This is a genomic window from Sorangium sp. So ce726 (assembly GCF_051521405.1).
Lineage (GTDB): Bacteria > Myxococcota_A > Polyangia > Polyangiales > Polyangiaceae > Sorangium.
Genome location: NZ_CP150349.1, coordinates 5740574 through 5756019, shown reverse-complemented (window position 1 = coordinate 5756019; position 15446 = coordinate 5740574). Strand labels below are relative to the sequence as shown.

The 15446-nt window shown below is 70.9% G+C and carries 12 protein-coding genes; 5 read left to right on the top strand and 7 right to left on the bottom strand.

The features are described from left to right. The first annotated feature begins 241 nt into the window (after window positions 1-241). Window positions 242-448, top strand: coding sequence for a cold-shock protein (locus WME79_RS21480; RefSeq protein ID WP_012236438.1), 207 nt, complete (start codon window positions 242-244; stop codon window positions 446-448). A 176-nt stretch (window positions 449-624) separates the two neighbouring features. Here WME79_RS21480 and WME79_RS21475 read toward each other — a convergent pair whose 3' ends face one another. Beyond that, window positions 625-1569: a metallophosphoesterase family protein gene (locus WME79_RS21475; RefSeq protein WP_437538504.1), complete on the bottom strand. Its 945-nt coding sequence runs from the start codon at window positions 1567-1569 to the stop codon at window positions 625-627. Between the two features lie 105 nt (window positions 1570-1674). Next, entirely contained in the window at window positions 1675-2640 is a 966-nt protein-coding gene (locus tag WME79_RS21470) for a formylglycine-generating enzyme family protein (protein WP_437538503.1), read from the bottom strand. A 263-nt stretch (window positions 2641-2903) separates the two neighbouring features. Between WME79_RS21470 and WME79_RS21465 the strand changes: the two genes are divergently transcribed. The 3 genes from WME79_RS21465 to fxsT all read left to right on the top strand — a co-directional run bounded on the left by WME79_RS21465 (window position 2904) and on the right by fxsT (window position 8524). Then, complete coding sequence (locus WME79_RS21465) at window positions 2904-4403, top strand: SIR2 family protein (protein WP_437538502.1); 1500 nt, start codon at window positions 2904-2906, stop codon at window positions 4401-4403. A 26-nt stretch (window positions 4404-4429) separates the two neighbouring features. After that, window positions 4430-5506, top strand: a complete 1077-nt coding sequence (locus tag WME79_RS21460) for an ATP/GTP-binding protein (protein WP_437538501.1) — start codon at window positions 4430-4432, stop codon at window positions 5504-5506. 147 nt (window positions 5507-5653) lie between these two features. Then, the gene (gene fxsT / locus WME79_RS21455) at window positions 5654-8524 is read left to right on the top strand and encodes an FxSxx-COOH system tetratricopeptide repeat protein (RefSeq protein ID WP_437538500.1); all 2871 of its coding nucleotides are present in this window, start codon (window positions 5654-5656) and stop codon (window positions 8522-8524) included. A gap of 1 nt (window position 8525) precedes the next feature. Here the strand turns inward: fxsT and WME79_RS21450 are convergent, their stop codons facing one another. The 4 genes from WME79_RS21450 to WME79_RS21435 form a co-directional block, all read right to left on the bottom strand. Further along, on the bottom strand, window positions 8526-9845 hold the full coding sequence (locus tag WME79_RS21450; RefSeq protein ID WP_437538499.1) for a pyruvate dehydrogenase complex dihydrolipoamide acetyltransferase: 1320 nt from the start codon (window positions 9843-9845) through the stop codon (window positions 8526-8528). A gap of 39 nt (window positions 9846-9884) precedes the next feature. Beyond that, window positions 9885-10868 (bottom strand): pyruvate dehydrogenase complex E1 component subunit beta, encoded by a 984-nt coding sequence (locus WME79_RS21445; protein WP_437538498.1) that lies wholly within the window; start codon window positions 10866-10868, stop codon window positions 9885-9887. Then, complete coding sequence (gene pdhA / locus WME79_RS21440; protein WP_437538497.1) at window positions 10865-11842, bottom strand: pyruvate dehydrogenase (acetyl-transferring) E1 component subunit alpha; 978 nt, start codon at window positions 11840-11842, stop codon at window positions 10865-10867. Before pdhA ends, WME79_RS21445 begins: the two co-directional genes overlap by 4 nt. 200 nt (window positions 11843-12042) lie before the next feature. Beyond that, on the bottom strand, window positions 12043-13449 hold the full coding sequence (locus tag WME79_RS21435) for a serine/threonine-protein kinase (protein WP_437538496.1): 1407 nt from the start codon (window positions 13447-13449) through the stop codon (window positions 12043-12045). Window positions 13450-13628: 179 nt separating this feature from the next. Here WME79_RS21435 and WME79_RS21430 point away from each other — a divergent pair, with 179 nt between their 5' ends. After that, window positions 13629-14684 (top strand): hypothetical protein, encoded by a 1056-nt coding sequence (locus WME79_RS21430; protein WP_437538495.1) that lies wholly within the window; start codon window positions 13629-13631, stop codon window positions 14682-14684. 117 nt (window positions 14685-14801) lie between these two features. Here WME79_RS21430 and WME79_RS21425 read toward each other — a convergent pair whose 3' ends face one another. After that, window positions 14802-15374 (bottom strand): hypothetical protein, encoded by a 573-nt coding sequence (locus WME79_RS21425; RefSeq protein WP_437538494.1) that lies wholly within the window; start codon window positions 15372-15374, stop codon window positions 14802-14804. Window positions 15375-15446 lie beyond the last annotated feature (72 nt).

The window sequence follows — 15446 nt, the reverse complement described above, 5'->3', positions numbered from 1 at the left end:
CCTTGGCGCATCGAGCCGTTTACGTTGGCGCCCGCTCGGACCGGGGAGAATCGTCGAAGTCGCCGCGCATTCACATCAACCAGCGGCTGGGCAGCCGCCCTGCGCAAGCTGGATCTGTCTACGAGGGGGGTTTGCTGCATGCAGCCAAGCCCGCATCGGAATCAGGGACCGCACCCGTGGTCACCTCCCGACTGCCAGCCTGCGCGCCTCGGGTATCGACGAGCTCTGAAGTGGAGGAAATATGGCAGTTGGCAAGGTAAAGTGGTTCAACGACGAGAAGGGTTGGGGCTTCATCAAGCAAGAGACTGGCCCCGACGTCTTCGTTCACTATTCGCAGATCAACGGGGAGGGGCGCCGTCGTCTGTTCGAGGACGAGACCGTTGAATTTGAGATCAAAGAAGGTCCCAAAGGTCTGCAGGCGGTCAACGTGATCCGCGCCACCGCCTGACTTTCCTCCTGACCAGAGCCCCACCGGACTGCCCGCGCAGCGCCCCCGCTGCGCTCGAGTCACGGCATCGCCGAGCCCCGAACATCGCGCGCCCGCTTGGAGGGTCCTGCGTGCGACGGATGGTTTGCGCGCGGCTCCGGTGGGGCGCTCGGCAGAGGGCCGAGCGCGCGGCGGGCTCATCGCTCGGGGACCGGGACCTCGCGGAACGCGTCTTGACCCGGGACGAAGCGGTGCGACGTGATGCCCCCGATCGTCCCCGCGTCGTCGATCTCGTAGACATTGAACCCGGCCATCCGTTCATCGCTGTCGTGAAGGAGCGAAGCGCTGGTGGCGCCCACGGCGTCGATGTGACCCCGCTCGGTGTGCAGCTTGCGGTGAATGCGCCGGTGCAGGTGCCCGTGCAGCAGCAAGCCGCGGCGCACCTGCCGCAGCAGCCGCCCCTCGGCCGCGGCATCACCCAGGCCTTCCAGCAAGGTCTTCGCCCGGCTCGCCGGGTTATGGAAGGGGTGGTGCTGGAGCACGACCGGCGTTCGCCGCCGCACCTCCGGGTGCGCTAGCGCTCGCTCGAGCGCGCGCAGCTGGACCGGGCCGAGCCGCCCCGATGCCACCAGCGGGGGACGCGGCCAGGCGGTCGAGAGGCCGATGATCGCGACCGGCCCGCGCAGGTGCACGAAGGGGAACGCCGAGCCTCCGCCATCGCGGGTGGCCCCACCGTCGTCGCTCTTCCCAGGCGCGTCGAGGACGAGGTCGGAGCGCAGGTACGGAGCGAAGTACTGAGAGAAGCGCTGCGAGCGGTGCGCGCCCTTCGTGTACGCGTCGTGGTTCCCCGGGACGATGCTCACCCGCTCGGGCGGAAGACCGAGATCGCCCTGCAAGAAGTTGCGGACGAGGACGAACTCTCGTTCGAGCGCGAGGTTCGAGACGTCGCCGGTGATGACGACGTGGTCCACGCCGAGCCGCCGTATCTCCCGCGCCGCTGCGTGCACCGCGTGCGGCTTGTGGATGGCGTGGCGCCGGAAGCGGAGGTTGAGGTAGCCCGTGAGACGCTTGTTCAGCAGCCGGAACGGGACAGCCCCCTCGAGGGAGAGGAGGTGCAAGTCAGAGAGGTGCGCGATCCTCACGGGCGCAGTATGGGCTCTTCCGGCGCGGCGGCCAACCGCCGCGCGCCTCGGCCCGCGCGGCGGCACACCGCCGCGCTCCTCGGATCGAGCGTCGCCCGCCGCGGCTCAGGCGTCGCGCGCGCAGCGGAAGCCGCGCCACGCGCGGCGGCTGGTCGGCGAGTCGTGCCCTCGCGCGGCGCCGCGCAGCCAGGGCCGACCCAGGATGTAGCTGCCGCCCCGCAGCACGCGCTCCTCCCCCATGTCGGGCCCCCGCGGGTTCTTCGCGCTGCCGCTTGGATACTCGGGATGGTAGTAATCAGCGACCCACTCCTCGACGTTGCCGGCGAGGTCGTCGATGCCGTCGGGGGTGCGGCCGGCCACGAGCGAGCCGACGGGCGCGAGCTCGAGGAAGCCGTCGCCGTCGTCGAGCTCGTCGAACGAGAGCCTCCCGTGGTTCGCGTGGAAAGGGTTGTAGACATGGCCCCAGGGGTAGCGGCGCCCAGCCACGCCCCGCGCCGCCCGCTCCCATTCGGCCTCGGTCGGCAGGCGACCGCCGGCCCAGACGCAGTAGCGCTGCGCGTCGCTCCACGCGACGAGCACCACCGGAACATCGGGCCGATCGAACCGCTGCCCGCCGGAGGCATACGGAGGTTCGGCGCAGACGCCCGCCGAGACGCACCGGCGGTAGCTCGCGACGGTCACCTCGGTTCGGTCGATCCAGAAATCCGACAGGTACACCTCGTGGGGCACGAGCTCATTCGCGAAGCTCGCCTCGGTCTCGTCGACGCACAGCTCCCCGGCCGGCTCGAGCTTGCAGAGCGTCACGGCGTGCGCGATCTCGACCTCGCTCGAGCCCATCATGAAGCTCCCCGCGCGCACGAGGACGGCAGGCGGGCCGGGCGCGCGCAGCGCGATGACGCTGGCGGGCGAGCGCGCGCTCTCTCCCTCGGCGCCCGCCGAGAGCGCGGCCTCCGCGCGCGCCGGGAGGCGTGGGGCGCGCCGCGCGCGGGGCGGTGGAGCGGCCACGCCGGCCAGAGAGAAGGCGACGAGCGAGGCCACCGTGGCCAGCGTGAAGAGGGCCGCCGGACGCATGTCGGAGACGTAGCATGCTCCAGCCTCGCGGACTGTTTCCGCCTCTTCCGACTTCGCTCGAGGCGGCGGTCCGTCGTCTGGGACGTCATGACCGCAGCGGGCCGCCCGGTCGAGCAATCGACCCTGCGCCGCGCGGCGCACTTTTGCCGCGCCGCGCGCTCTCCGCGTGTCGCGCTCGCCGCGCGACGTGCGGCGAAGGTGCGCCGCGCGACGCGCCGCAAAAGTGCGCTGGGCGGCGAGGAGCGATAGACTCGAGGGGCTCGATGTCAACCCTTATGGACAACGCGAACACGGTGAGCGCGGAGGTCGACGCCGCGGTGATCGAAGCGCTGCATGAGGCGCTCGAGAGCGGAGAGCTCGTGCTCTTCGTGGGGGGAGGCATCTCGGCCGCGGCCGGGCTGCCGACGTGGCGTCAGCTCGTCGACCTGCTCGTCGAGAGGGTGCGCGAGCAGACCAGCGACGAGGTGGCGATCGCCGAGGTCGCGGCGCTCGCGCGATCGCAGCGCTACAGCGAGGCGCTGGGCGCGGCGGAGCAAGCGCTCGGCCCAGCGGAGTTCAACGCGTTCGTCGAGGATGCGCTCGACGACGAAGGGCTCGAGCCGCCGCGGATCGCGATCGCGATCGCCGCGCTGCGAGACAAGCTGCGCGCCGTGCTCACCACGAACCTCAACCACCTGCTCGAGCGCGCCTTCGGCTTCGAGTGGGACACCATGTGGCGCGTCACGGACGAGGTCGCGTGGCGGCGGCGGTTCATCCTCAAGCTGCACGGCACGCTGAAGGAGCCGCACAGCTGGGTGTTCGCGCGCGAGCGCTTCCTTGCGTCGATCGCGCCGCCCGACGTGCGCAAGTCGCTCACGACCGTGCTCTCGCGGTGCCCCGTGCTCTTCATTGGCTTCGGGCGCGCCGACGGCAACTTCGACGAGATGCTGGCGGACATCCACGCGCTCTCGGGCGCCTCGCCGCCGCCCCGCTTCGTCATCGCCCCGGGCGCGAGCCTGACGCCTCACCGCCGCAAGACGCTCGCGGACATGGGGTTCCTGCTCCTGCCTTACGACACCCCCGACGGCAGCCACGACCGGGTGCTCGCGCTCCTCGAGCGCACGTGCGCGCCCCGGCCGCGCGCGATCACGTCGCGCGGTCGCTCGATCCTTCCGCCCCCGATCCCCGATCTGGAGCTCCCGCCCTCGTCGTCGCCGCTCGGCGCGCTGTACGACCTCCCGCCCGACTCGGCCGCGTACGACGACACGGTCACGATGACGGGGGCGCTCGAAGCGTCGCGGCGCGAGCGCGTCTCCGAGCCCCCGGCGAGCCCGATCGAGGTGTTCTTCTCGTACTCGGAGAGCAACCGCGAGCTGCGCGACAAGCTCGAGACGCACCTCGCCATCCTCAAGCGCAAGGGCGTCATCCGCGGCTGGCACGACGGCGAGATCGGGGCTGGCGAGGAGCGCGACACGGCGCTCGCCGAGCACCTCGAGACCGCGAAGGTCATCCTCCTGCTCATCAGCGCGGACTTCCTCGCGTCGGACTTCTGCTACGACGTCGAGATGCAGAAGGCGATCGAGCGCCACGATCGGGGTGAGGCGCGCGTCATCCCTGTCATCCTCGACGCCTGCGACTGGGAGGGCGCGCCGTTCGGCAGGCTGGCCAGCTTGCCGCGGGGCGGGCGGCCGGTGACGAGCTGGGTCAACCAGAGCGAGGCATTCACCGACATCGCGAAGGGCATCCGAAAGCAGGTCGAGCAGCTCACCCAAAACCCCTCCTGAGCTCACCGAACGCCGGCACCCAGCCGGTGAGCCATTCAGAGGTGCCACCGCCGCCCGGGATCTGGAGCGTCCCCGCGTCGACCAGCCGGAACCTGGCCGCGCGCGACGATCTGCTCACCGAGATCGGCGCCACGCTCGCCAGGCGCGGCGTGGCGCCGCTCTGCGGGCTCGGCGGCACCGGCAAGACGAAGCTCGCGATCGAGTACGCGTACCGCAACGCCGGCGCCTACGACACCGTCTTTCTGATCGACGGTCAAAGCCAGGCGACGATGGACGCCTCCTTCGCCACGCTCGCCGCGGAGATGAGGCTGCCCGAGCACGAGCAGCTGGATCCCGCTCGCGCAGTCGGCGCGGTGCGCAGCAAGCTCGGGCGCCGCGGGCGCTGGCTCCTCCTCTTCGATGGCGTGCGCGATCCGAGCGAGGTCGAGCCCTACATCCCGAGCGTCTCCCACGGCGGCCACATCCTCACGACGTCGCAGAACCCTATCTGGCGCGGCCTCACGACGGTGAGCGTCCGTGGCATCGAGCGCGCCGAGTCGGTGCGCTTCCTGCTCCAGCGCACGGGCGAGACCGACGCGGAGTCGGCCGACGCGCTCGCAGAGGAGCTCGGCGATTTGCCGCTCGCCCTGGCGCAGGCCGGCGCTTACATCGAGGAGACCGGACGCCCGCTCGCGGAGTACCTCGCACTGTTCCGGCAGCGGCCGGCCGCGCTCCTGGAGCGCCCCGTCAGCTTCCCGGTGACGGTCGCGACCGCCTGGGAGAGCGCGCTCGCGGCCGTGTTCAGCCACCAGGCAGCGGCAGAGCTCCTCAGCTTGTGCGCGTTCCTGCCGATGGACGCGATCCCTCGGCGGTCGCTCGGCGAATACGATCCGCTCGCGCTCGACGACGCCATCGCGATGCTGCGGCTGCACTCGCTGATCGAGGTGCGGCCGCACGCGCTCAGCGTCCACCGCCTCGTGAAGATCGTCGTCCGCAACCAGCTGCGGCGGGACGATCGGCGGCGGTGGATGGAAGCGGCGCGCCGTATCGTTCAGGCTTCCGGCCGGATCTCCCCGAGCACGGAAGAGGAGCGCGAAGGTAGGACGGAGCCGGAGTCGGGGTAAGGCAAGCCCCCCACGAGACGATGGAGGTTCGACCCGCATGTATCCGCCGACAGCGTCAACTACCGTCTCTTCCTGGGTCTTTTCCGACCGCGTATTCTCGTTGCGCGTCAGGTCCGTCGTGAGACTTTAAGGCCCGCGAGAGGAACTATGGTTGCCTTGGCGACGAGCCCCGCCGATGTGTTCTTCTCCTACTCTCCGAGGGACGAGGACCTGCGGCCCAAGATCGAGACCCACCTCGACGCGCTGAAACGGCAGGGGGTCATCCGGAATTACCAGGGCTTCGCGCTCGGCGGAGGGAGGGAGCGGCGAGAGGCGACCGCGGCGAGGCTGCGCGAGGCGCGCGTCGTGCTGCTGCTCGTGAGCGCGGACTTCCTCTCCACCGACGCATGGCTCTCTCCAGAGATGCGGGACGCGATCGCTCGCCATGAGGCCGGCGAGTGCCGGGTCATCCCTGTGATCCTGCGGCCCTGCGCCTGGGAGAAGACGCTGCTCGGCAAGCTGCAGCCGCTGCCGAGCCGCGCGCGGCCCGTGACGAGCTACCCCAACCAGAGCGAGGCGTTCACGGAGATCGCGAAGGGGATCCGGAGCGCCGTCCGCGAGACGGAGCCGCCGACGCAGCGGCCGGCCGCTCGAAGACCGTCGAGCTCGCCCGACGCGGAGCCTCACATCAAGAAGCTGCCGCCGCGCAACCCGGGCTTCACCGGGCGCGACCAGCTCCTGAGCGAGCTGCGGAGCACGCTCACGACGGGGGGACCCGCTGCGCTCACGCAGTCCATCAGCGGCCTCGGCGGCGTCGGCAAGACGCAGCTCGTCGCCGAGTACGCGCACCGGTACGCGAGCCAGTACAACGTCGTCTGGTGGATCCGCGCCGAGGAGCCGGCCACGGCGGCCGAGGACTTCGCGCGCCTCGCCGAGGCCCTCGATCTGCCAGAGCAGAACGAGGCTGACCAGCGGATCGCGATCGAGGCGGCCCGGTCGTGGCTGTCGCGGAACGACACGTGGCTCCTCATCTTCGACAACGTCAACGACCCGCAGGACGTCGCCCCGTACCTCCCGCACCCGCGCACCGGGCACATCCTTATCACCTCGCGCAACCCGAGCTTCCGCGGCATCGCCACGCCGCTCACCGTGCCGGCGCTGGATCGCGCTGACTCGGTGAAGTTCCTGCTCGATCGGACCGGGCAAAGCGACGCGCGCGCCGCGGAGAAGCTCGCCGAGACGCTCGGCGATCTCCCCCTCGCGCTGGTGCAGGCGGCGGCGACCATCAAGGAGACGGGATCGTCGATCGCGACCTACCACGCCGCCTTCGGTGATCACCAGCGAGGGCTCTTGCTCCGCGGCATGCCGATGGACTACCCGACGCCGATCGCCACGACCTGGGGCCTCGCGTTCCAGGAGGCGCAGCGCTTCTCGCCCGTCGCGGTCGACCTCTTGAGCCTGTGCGCGTACCTGGCGCCCGATGACATCCCGCGCGAAGGCCTCGCCGACGCCGCGCCGCACCTGCCGGCGGCGCTCGCGGAGGCGCTGAGCGATCCGCTGATGCTCGACGAGGCGGTCGCCGCGCTCCGCCGCTACTCGTTCATCGACGTGCACGAGGGCGCGCTCTCGGTGCATCGCCTCGTCCAGGCGGTGGTCCGCGATCGCCTCTCGCCCGAGGACCGGAAGGTGTGGGCCGAGGCGGCGGTCCGGCTCGTCGATCACGCGTTCCCCGAGAGCAGCGACGAGGTGGAGACGTGGCCCTTCTGCGCCCGATGGCTGCCGCACGCGCTCGCCGCGGCGAGCCAGGCCGAAGCGCACGACGTCGCGAGGGAGGTGCGCGGTCGGCTCCTCGCCCGGTTCGCCGTCTACCTGCAGGGGCGCGCCGCGTTCGCGGAGGCGAAGGGGTTCCTTGAGCGGGCGCTCGCGCTCCACGAGGCGGTGTTCGGCCACGACGATCCGAAGGTCGCGGCCGTGCTGCGCAGCCTTGGCAGCGTCCTCCACGACCTCGGCGATCTCGGCGGCGCGCGGGCACACCTGGAGCGCGCGCTGGCGATCGACATCGCGAGCTTCGGCCCCGATCACCCGGACGTCGCGCGCGACGTGAACGACCTCGGAAGCGTGCTCATGGATCAGGGCGATCTGCCGGGCGCCCGCAAGCACCTGGAGCGCGCCCTCGCCATCGACGAGGCGACCTACGGCCCCGACGATCCGAGCGTCGCGATACGGCTCAACAACCTGGGCGCGCTCTTCCGCGACCTCGGCGACTTCGCGGGCGCGCGCGTGCACCTGGAGCGGGCGCTCGCGATCGACATCCGCGCCTACGGTCCGGACCACCCGACGGTCGCGATCGGGCGCACGAACCTCGGTCGGTTGCTCCACGATCTCGGCGACCTCAAGGGAGCGCGCGAGCAGTTCGAGGAGGCGCTCAAGATCGATGAGCACAGCTACGGCCTCTACCACCCGCGCTTCGCGCTCGCGCTGAACAACCGCGGGCGCGTGCTGCGCGATCTCGGCGACCTGGCCGGGGCGCGCGCCGACTTCGAGCGGGCGCTCGCGATCGTCGAGGACACCTACGGGCCGGATCACCCGGACGTGGCGCGGGACATCAACAACCTCGGCAGCGTGCTGCGCGACCTGGGCGATCTCGAGGGTGCGCGCGCGAACTTCGCGCGCGTGCTGAAGATCGCCGAGGCGACGTACGGCCCGGACCACCCGGCGGTGGCGATCGGCTGCAACAACCTCGGCAGCGTGCTGCAAGCGCTCGGCGAGCTGCCCGGGGCGCGCGAGCAGCTGGAGCGCGCGCTCGGCATCGCGCAAGCCACGTACGGCCCGGAACACCCGGTCGTGGCGAGCATCGTGAACAACCTCGGGCGCGTCTTGCAGGCGCTCGGCGATCTGTCGGGCGCGTGGCAGCAGATCGAGCGCGCCGTGGCGATCGCCACGAAGGCGCTCGGGCCGTCGCACCCGTCCGTGCAGATCTTCTCGCGGAATCTGGCGCGCCTCGGCGACGCCCTCGGGGGCAGCGCCGAGGCGACCTGAGCTAACCGATCAGGATCTGCGTCGGGTGCTCCAGGAGCTGGCGCAGGACCTTGAGGAAGGTCGCGCCGACCGCGCCGTCGACGACGCGATGATCGCAGGAGAGCGTCATGCTCAGGCGGCGGCCCGGCACGATCTGCTCGCCGCGCACGACGGGCTCGCGACGGACCTGGCCCACGGCGAGGATCGCTCCCTCGGGCGGGTTGATGACGGCGCCGAAGTTGTCGATCCCGTACATGCCGAGGTTCGAGATCGAGAACGTGCCGTTCGCCATCTCCTCGGGCCGCAGCTTCTTCGCCTTGGCCCGCCCGGCGAGCTCGCGCACCTCGGCCGCGATGTCGAGGACCTGCTTGCGATCGACATCGCGCACCACCGGCGTGACGAGGCCTTCGGGGACGGCAACAGCGACCGAGATGTCGACGCGCTGGTGAACGAGGATCGCGTCCGGCGTGAACTGCGCGTTGCACTCCGGGACGCGCACGAGCGCGATGGCGCACGCCTTGACGAGGAGATCGTTGAAGCTGACCTTGGCCGGCTTCTCCCCCTCGGCGGCGGTCGCCGCGAGATCCGCGTTGATCTGCTCGCGCAGCGCGTTCAGCGGATCGGCGTCGACGTCGATCGAGAGATAGAAGTGCGGGACCGTCTGCTTGGACTCGGTGAGGCGCCGGGCGATCGCCTTGCGCATCATGCTGAGCGGCCGCACCTCCGGCGCAGCGAGCTCGCCGGGGGCGATCGCCTTGGCCGCCCCGGCGGCCGGCGCCGGCTTCAGCCCATCGAGGTCGCGCGCGACGATGCGCCCGCGCGGACCGCTGCCCGCGACGCTGCTGAGATCGAGCCCGCGCTCCCGGCCGAGCTTCCGCACGTAGGGCGACGCCTTGACGCGCCCGTTCGACGACGGCTGCGGCGCTGCCGGCTGCGTGGGCGGCGAGACCGCCTCGCCGCGCGCCGCGGGCGGCGGGCTCGTCACGGGCGCCTCGCTGCCGGCCGGCGGCGCGGCGCGCTCTCCCTTGGGCTGAGCCTCCGCCGCGCTCGGCTTCGGCGCGGGGGCGCCGCCGCCCCCGCCGGCGAGGGCGCTTACGTCCTCGCCCGGGGAGCCGATGATCGCGACAGGCTGGCCGAGCTGAACCACGCTGCCCGCAGGCACGAGGATCTTGAGCAACGTCCCTCGATCGAAGGACTTGTACTCCATGGTCGCCTTGTCGGTCTCGACCTCTGCGAGCAGATCGTCGATGTCGATCGCGTCGCCTTCCTTCTTGTGCCAGGCACTGATCTGCCCCTCCTCCATGGTCGGGGACAGCTTCGGAAGTTCCAGAACCTTCGCCATGGGTCTATCAACCTTGATCGGGGATGTGGGTCCGCTCAGTCAGCTTTTGTAGAGAACGCGGTGAACATTTTCGATGATCCGCGACGCCTGCGGGATCACGTACTGCTCCAGCCGCGCGTTGTAGGGCATCGGGACGTCGAGCGTCGTCGCGCGCAGCACGGGCGCGTCCAGCTCGTCGAACGCGAGCCGCTGGATGCGATCGGCGATCTCCGCGCCGACGCCGCCGTACGGCCAGCCCTCGTGTGCCACGACCGCGCGGTGCGTCTTCGTGACGCTCTTCACGATCGTCTCCTCGTCGAGCGGGCGCAGCGATCGCAGGTCCACGATCTCCGCGCTGATGCCCTCCTTCTCCAGCTCCGCGGCCGCCTCGATCGCGACGTGCACCATCCGGCTCCACGCGATGATCGAGACGTCGGTCCCCTCGCGTACGATCGAGGCGACCCCGAGCGGCACGATGAAATCGGGATCATCGGGCACCTCGCCCTTCACGCCGTAGAGCGTCTCGCTCTCCATGAAGAGCACCGGGTTGTCGTCCCGGATCGCCGACTTCAGGAGACCCTTGGCGTCCGCCGGCATCGCGGGCGCGAGGACCTTGAGGCCGGGGACGTGCGCGTAGAAGTGCTCCATGGAGTGCGAGTGCTGCGAGCCGACCTGCTTCGCCGAGCCGTTCGGCGCCCGCAGCACGAGCGGGATGCTGAGCTGCCCGCCGGACATCTGCCGGAGCTTCGCCGCGTTGTTGAGGATCTGGTCGAACGCCACGGCGGAGAAGTTCCACGTCATGTACTCGACGATCGGCCGGAGCCCGACCATCGCCGCACCGATCGAGATGCCGGTGAACCCGCTCTCGGTGATGGGCGCGTCGATCACGCGCTTGCTCCCGAACTTGTCGAGCATCCCCTCGGTCACCTTGTAGGCGCCCTGGTAGTGCCCGACCTCCTCGCCGACGAGGTACACCCGCTCGTCGCGCTCCATTTCTTCGACCATGGCGGCGCGAACCGCCTCACGGAATCTTAGGACGGTCATCGCGCAAAAGGTCCTGCATAGGTTGTGGGCTCGAGCACCTCGGGCCCGGGTTCGGGGCTCTCCTCGGCGAAGCGGATCGCGTCGGTGATCTCGTCTTCCACCTCTTTCTCGATCGCCTCGAGGGCGGCCTTGTGGCCCTTCTCCTCGAGCTCGATGCGAGAGCGAAGGAGCACGTCCTTCTTCTTGCGCTCCTCGAGCTCCTCCTTCGTCCGGTACTTGCCGGGATCGCTCATCGAGTGGCCCCGGAAGCGGTACGTCCTGATCTCGACCAGCGTCGGCTCCGAGTGCGTGCGCGCCCGCGCGACGGCCTCGGCGAGGCGATCGCGCACCTGGAGGACGTGCTCGGAGTTGAAGCGATCGCGCTCCATCCCGTAGGCGAGCGCCTTCAGCGAGACGTCCTCGACCGAGAGCGTCCGGGAGAGCGGCGTCCCCATCGCGTACTCGTTGTTCTCGCAGACGAACACGATCGGCAGCTTCCACAGCGCCGCGAGCGACATCCCTTCGTGGAAGTCGCCGATGCTCACCGCGCCCTCGCCGAAGAACACCATCGAGACCCGGTCCTCGCCGCGGTACTTCGACGCGAACGCCGTCCCGACGGCGATGGGGATGTGCCCGCCGACGATGCCGTAGCCGCCGAGCATGTTGTGCTCTTTGTCGAAGAAGTGCATCGAGCCGCCGAGCCCCTTCGAGCACCCGGTGACCTTGCCGTAGAGCTCGGCCATCGCGGCGCGCGAGCTCATCCCGCGGGCGAGCGCGAGCCCGTGATCGCGGTAGGTCGTCATCACGTAGTCGTCGGGGCGGAGCGCCGCGGAAGCACCGACGGCGATGGGCTCCTGACCGATGTACAGGTGAAGGAACCCACCGATCTTGCTCTGCGCGTACGCGCGGGCCGCTTCTTCCTCGAAGCGGCGGATCTGAAACATCTTTCGGTAGAGCGACAGATGGAGATCGTCGCCGTTTGTCTGGGTAGTCATCGCGGAGATCTCAAGGGGCAGAACAGCAATTCAGACAGTCGCTAACGCGGCGGTCGGCGTGTTTCCAGGGCGTTTCTCCGGGGCCTGCGATGGACCCAGCGAGTCGCCAGACGTCGGCCGTGCAGGACAGCGACGGTGCTTACTCGGGCTCCTTTACGGGAGTTTTTCCCGCGTGACAACGCATCCGCGATGTCACCCGTTCAACGCGCAGCAGCATCGGCTTCACCGGCGTCCTGCGTGCCTGGCTCTGTGGTCTCTGGCACGCCGAGGTCGTCGGTCTCCGGTGCTCCGGCGTCCGCGGCCTGCTCGTCGTCGGGGAGCGCGGTGGGCACGGGCGAGGTCGTCGCGCTGCCCGGCGCGCTCGCGCTGGGCTCTGCGCTGACCGTCGCGCGCGCCGTTGTGTCGGCGGGGTCGTGCTTCGGGCGCGCAGGCCGCGCCGACGGCACGGGGCGCGGTCGTGGCGCCGCTGTCGCCGACGACGCGATCGGCGCTGCTCCGGCGGCGGGCTCCTCGGCGGGCGCGTCAGCAGATCGCAGCGCGGTGTGGAGGAGCAGCGCGGCCGTGGCCACGACCACGGCCGCGCCCACCGCGATCTGCCCCGCCTTCCGCTCGCGGGGAGGGAAGTCGGCGTCGAGCGGATCTGCGCGCACCGCGGCTGGCTCGGCGGACAGCGACGGCGTCACCGTGACGGCGCTGTCCAGCATCCGCCTCGGCATCTGGCTCGAGGCGGCCCACTCGAGGCTGTTCGCGAACGCGGCGCCGAACTCGTCGCAGCTCGGGTACCTGTCCTCGGGTCGCTTCGACAGCCCGCGCGCGAGCACCTGATCGAGCGACGGAGGGAGGCCGAGCTCCTTCGCGATCGGAGGCGGCTCGTCGGTCGCGATCCTCGACGCGACCGAGACCGCGTCGTCGCCCGGGAACGCGCGGCGCCCGGAGATCGCCTCGTACACCACGGCGGCGAGCGAGAACTGATCGCTCTCGGGCGAGAACTTCCCGACGCGGAACGTCTCCGGCGCGCTGTACGCGGGCGTCCCCATGAGCCCTCCCTGGTGCGTCAGCGTCGAGTCCGGGATCCGCGCGATGCCGAAGTCGGCGATCTTGCCGCCGTTCGCGGAGAGGATGATGTTCTCCGGCTTGATGTCGCGGTGGACGATGCCTGCCCGGTGCGCGATCGTGAGCGCCTCGCCGAGCTCGCGCGCGAGGCGCGCCGCCTGCGCCGCCGAGAGCGGCCTCTCGAGGAGGTGCTGCTTCAGCGTCGGCCCCTCGACGTACTCGAAGACGAGGTAGAGCCCGAAGTCCGGGTCCTCGCCGACGTCGTGGAGCGTGACGAGGTTCGGGTGGGTCACCCGGGCGGCGGCGCGCGCTTCGTGGCGCATCCTCACGATCAGCTGCTCGCGGACGTCGCGCGGGATGCGCAGGTCGTCGCGCAGGTGCTTCAGCGCGACGTCGCGATCGAGCAGCGGATCGTGCGCCAGCAGCACGCGCCCCATCGCCCCTTCGCCGAGGAGGCGCTGCACGTGGTAGCGGCCGAGGGCGGCGGGCAGCACGGAGCTATCGCTCGGCTGTGCGAGCGCGCCGCCGCCATCGGAGGACGAGGATCGAGGCACGTCGCGTCGGTTCTATCCGTCCGGCGGCCCCGGCGGAAGGCCTGGCCGGCGTCCCGCTTCCGGTTATGCTCTGCCGCAGCGCGCCCCGGGTCGATGAGCGGCGCTTGCGGTTCTGCGGAGGCGGTACCCGCAGGGCCCTGGCGGCGCGCGGCATCCCAGAGAGGGCGCAGCGAGCACAGATGAGCACCGAGAGCGCGTCGAAGCCGGTCCAGGTCGCCGGAGCTACGAAGAAGCGAGGCAAGGCCAAGTACATCGTGCTCGTCGGCCTCGTGCTCATCATCGTCCTCGCCCAGCAGACGGGGCTCCTCGGCTTCGGCGTGGCGCACCTCCGCGCCGCAACCTTCCCGAGAGACGAGTCGCTGCTCGAATATGTCCAAGGCAGCGTTCCCGGCGTGGTGATCGTCGACCCTCACCAGATCGACCTGCAGGCGCTCGGCGCGGAAGGGGGCGCGGTGCGGCTGCACATCGAGCGCACCCGAGACGACATCAAGAAGGCGACGGGGATCGATCTCGGGTTCGACGTCGACAAGCTGGTCGTCGCCCCGTCGCTCGTGGTCGCGCGCGGGCGTTTCAACGAGCAGAAGCTCGCGGAGCGCCTGGCGACGCACAGCTACGTCCAGGCAGAGTACAAAGGCGTGAAGTACCTGCTCCGCGCCGGCGAGGACGCGATCGCCGTGCGCAACGGGTCGATCCTGCTGTACGGCGCCGAGCCAGAGATCCGCGCGAGCATCGACGCCGAGGAGGCCGGGACGTCGCTGGCGAGCCGGGACGAGGCGACGTCGCGCCTCGCGCACATCGGGTGGGATCGCCCGCTCCTGGGCGTCGCCCTCCTTTCCGAGAGCAAGCCGAGCCTCCGCGCGATCCTCACCGGCTCGACGGGCCCGCGCGCCGTCACTGTCGGCGTCTCGACGAAGGGCGGGCTCTCGGTGACCGTCGCGATCGACGCCGCGTCGGCTGACGCGGCCGAAGAGATCCGGAAGCTCCTCGAGGAGAAGCGCACGAACGTCGATGCCCTGAAGGCGCTCGTTGGCCCGGAGCCCGGGGCGGCGCTCGCCGAGATCGCGAAGCGCGCGACCCTCGCCGTGGAGCCAGGCCCCGGCCGGCTGACGGTGCAGGTGGAAGTGCGCCCCGAGGAGATCGAGCTGCTCGCGAAGGCCGGCCATGCGGCGGCGGGCTCGCTCGGGGAAATGTACAAAAATGTGCGGCTGCTTCAGCTTCTCGCGCCGGGCCCCTGACGCCGTCGTCCGAGCAGCAGGCGCTCTCCGTCCGCATCGAGGTGGGCACAGCGGTGCATGACCGCAGCACCGCTCATGTCGAGCTGGAGCTGTCGGCGGTGCGTCTCTGGTCGAGGCTCAGAGCTCGGCGCAGCGCGGGCACCGCGCCTCGACCCGGTCTGTCGCGCTCTTGACCCGGGTGCGTGCGGCATCGCACCGCTGGTCCGCATCACCGGCGAGCCCGCAGAGGTGCTGCGCGGCGCGGCTCATCGACGCGAGCGCGCGGCACGCGGTTTCGCACGGCGGCGCGGAGGTCGGCTCAGCCTCGCTCTTCTTGGCCGGGTGCTCGCCGCCGGCGGCCGTCGCTCGCGGTGACGGCGCGGCGCGGCTGTCGGGTACGCTCGGACTCGGCGGTGAAGCCGTCGGCGGTGGCGCTCCCGGCTGCGCCGCTTCCGCCACGGCTCGGCCCTCGTCGCGCTGTGCGGGCGCGCCGATCGCCTGATCGAGCTCGTCCTCTGCGCGCTCGAGCTCCGCGAGCGCATCATCGGCTGTCTCGACGGAGCTTCCCTTGTGCGGCGACATCGATGTCGCACCGGCGGGCTCCGGCGCCACGGGGGCTTGCGCTACGGAGGCGCCGCCGCAGCCCGAGAGCGCGGCGGTGCTGATCCACAGGGTGGCGGCTGCGGCAGACCAGGCACGGTGTCTGTTCATCGGTCCTCTTGCGCCTGACGCCCGGCGCCCGGCTTTCGGCTCATCGCGGCGCCGTGGACCGCGACCGCGACC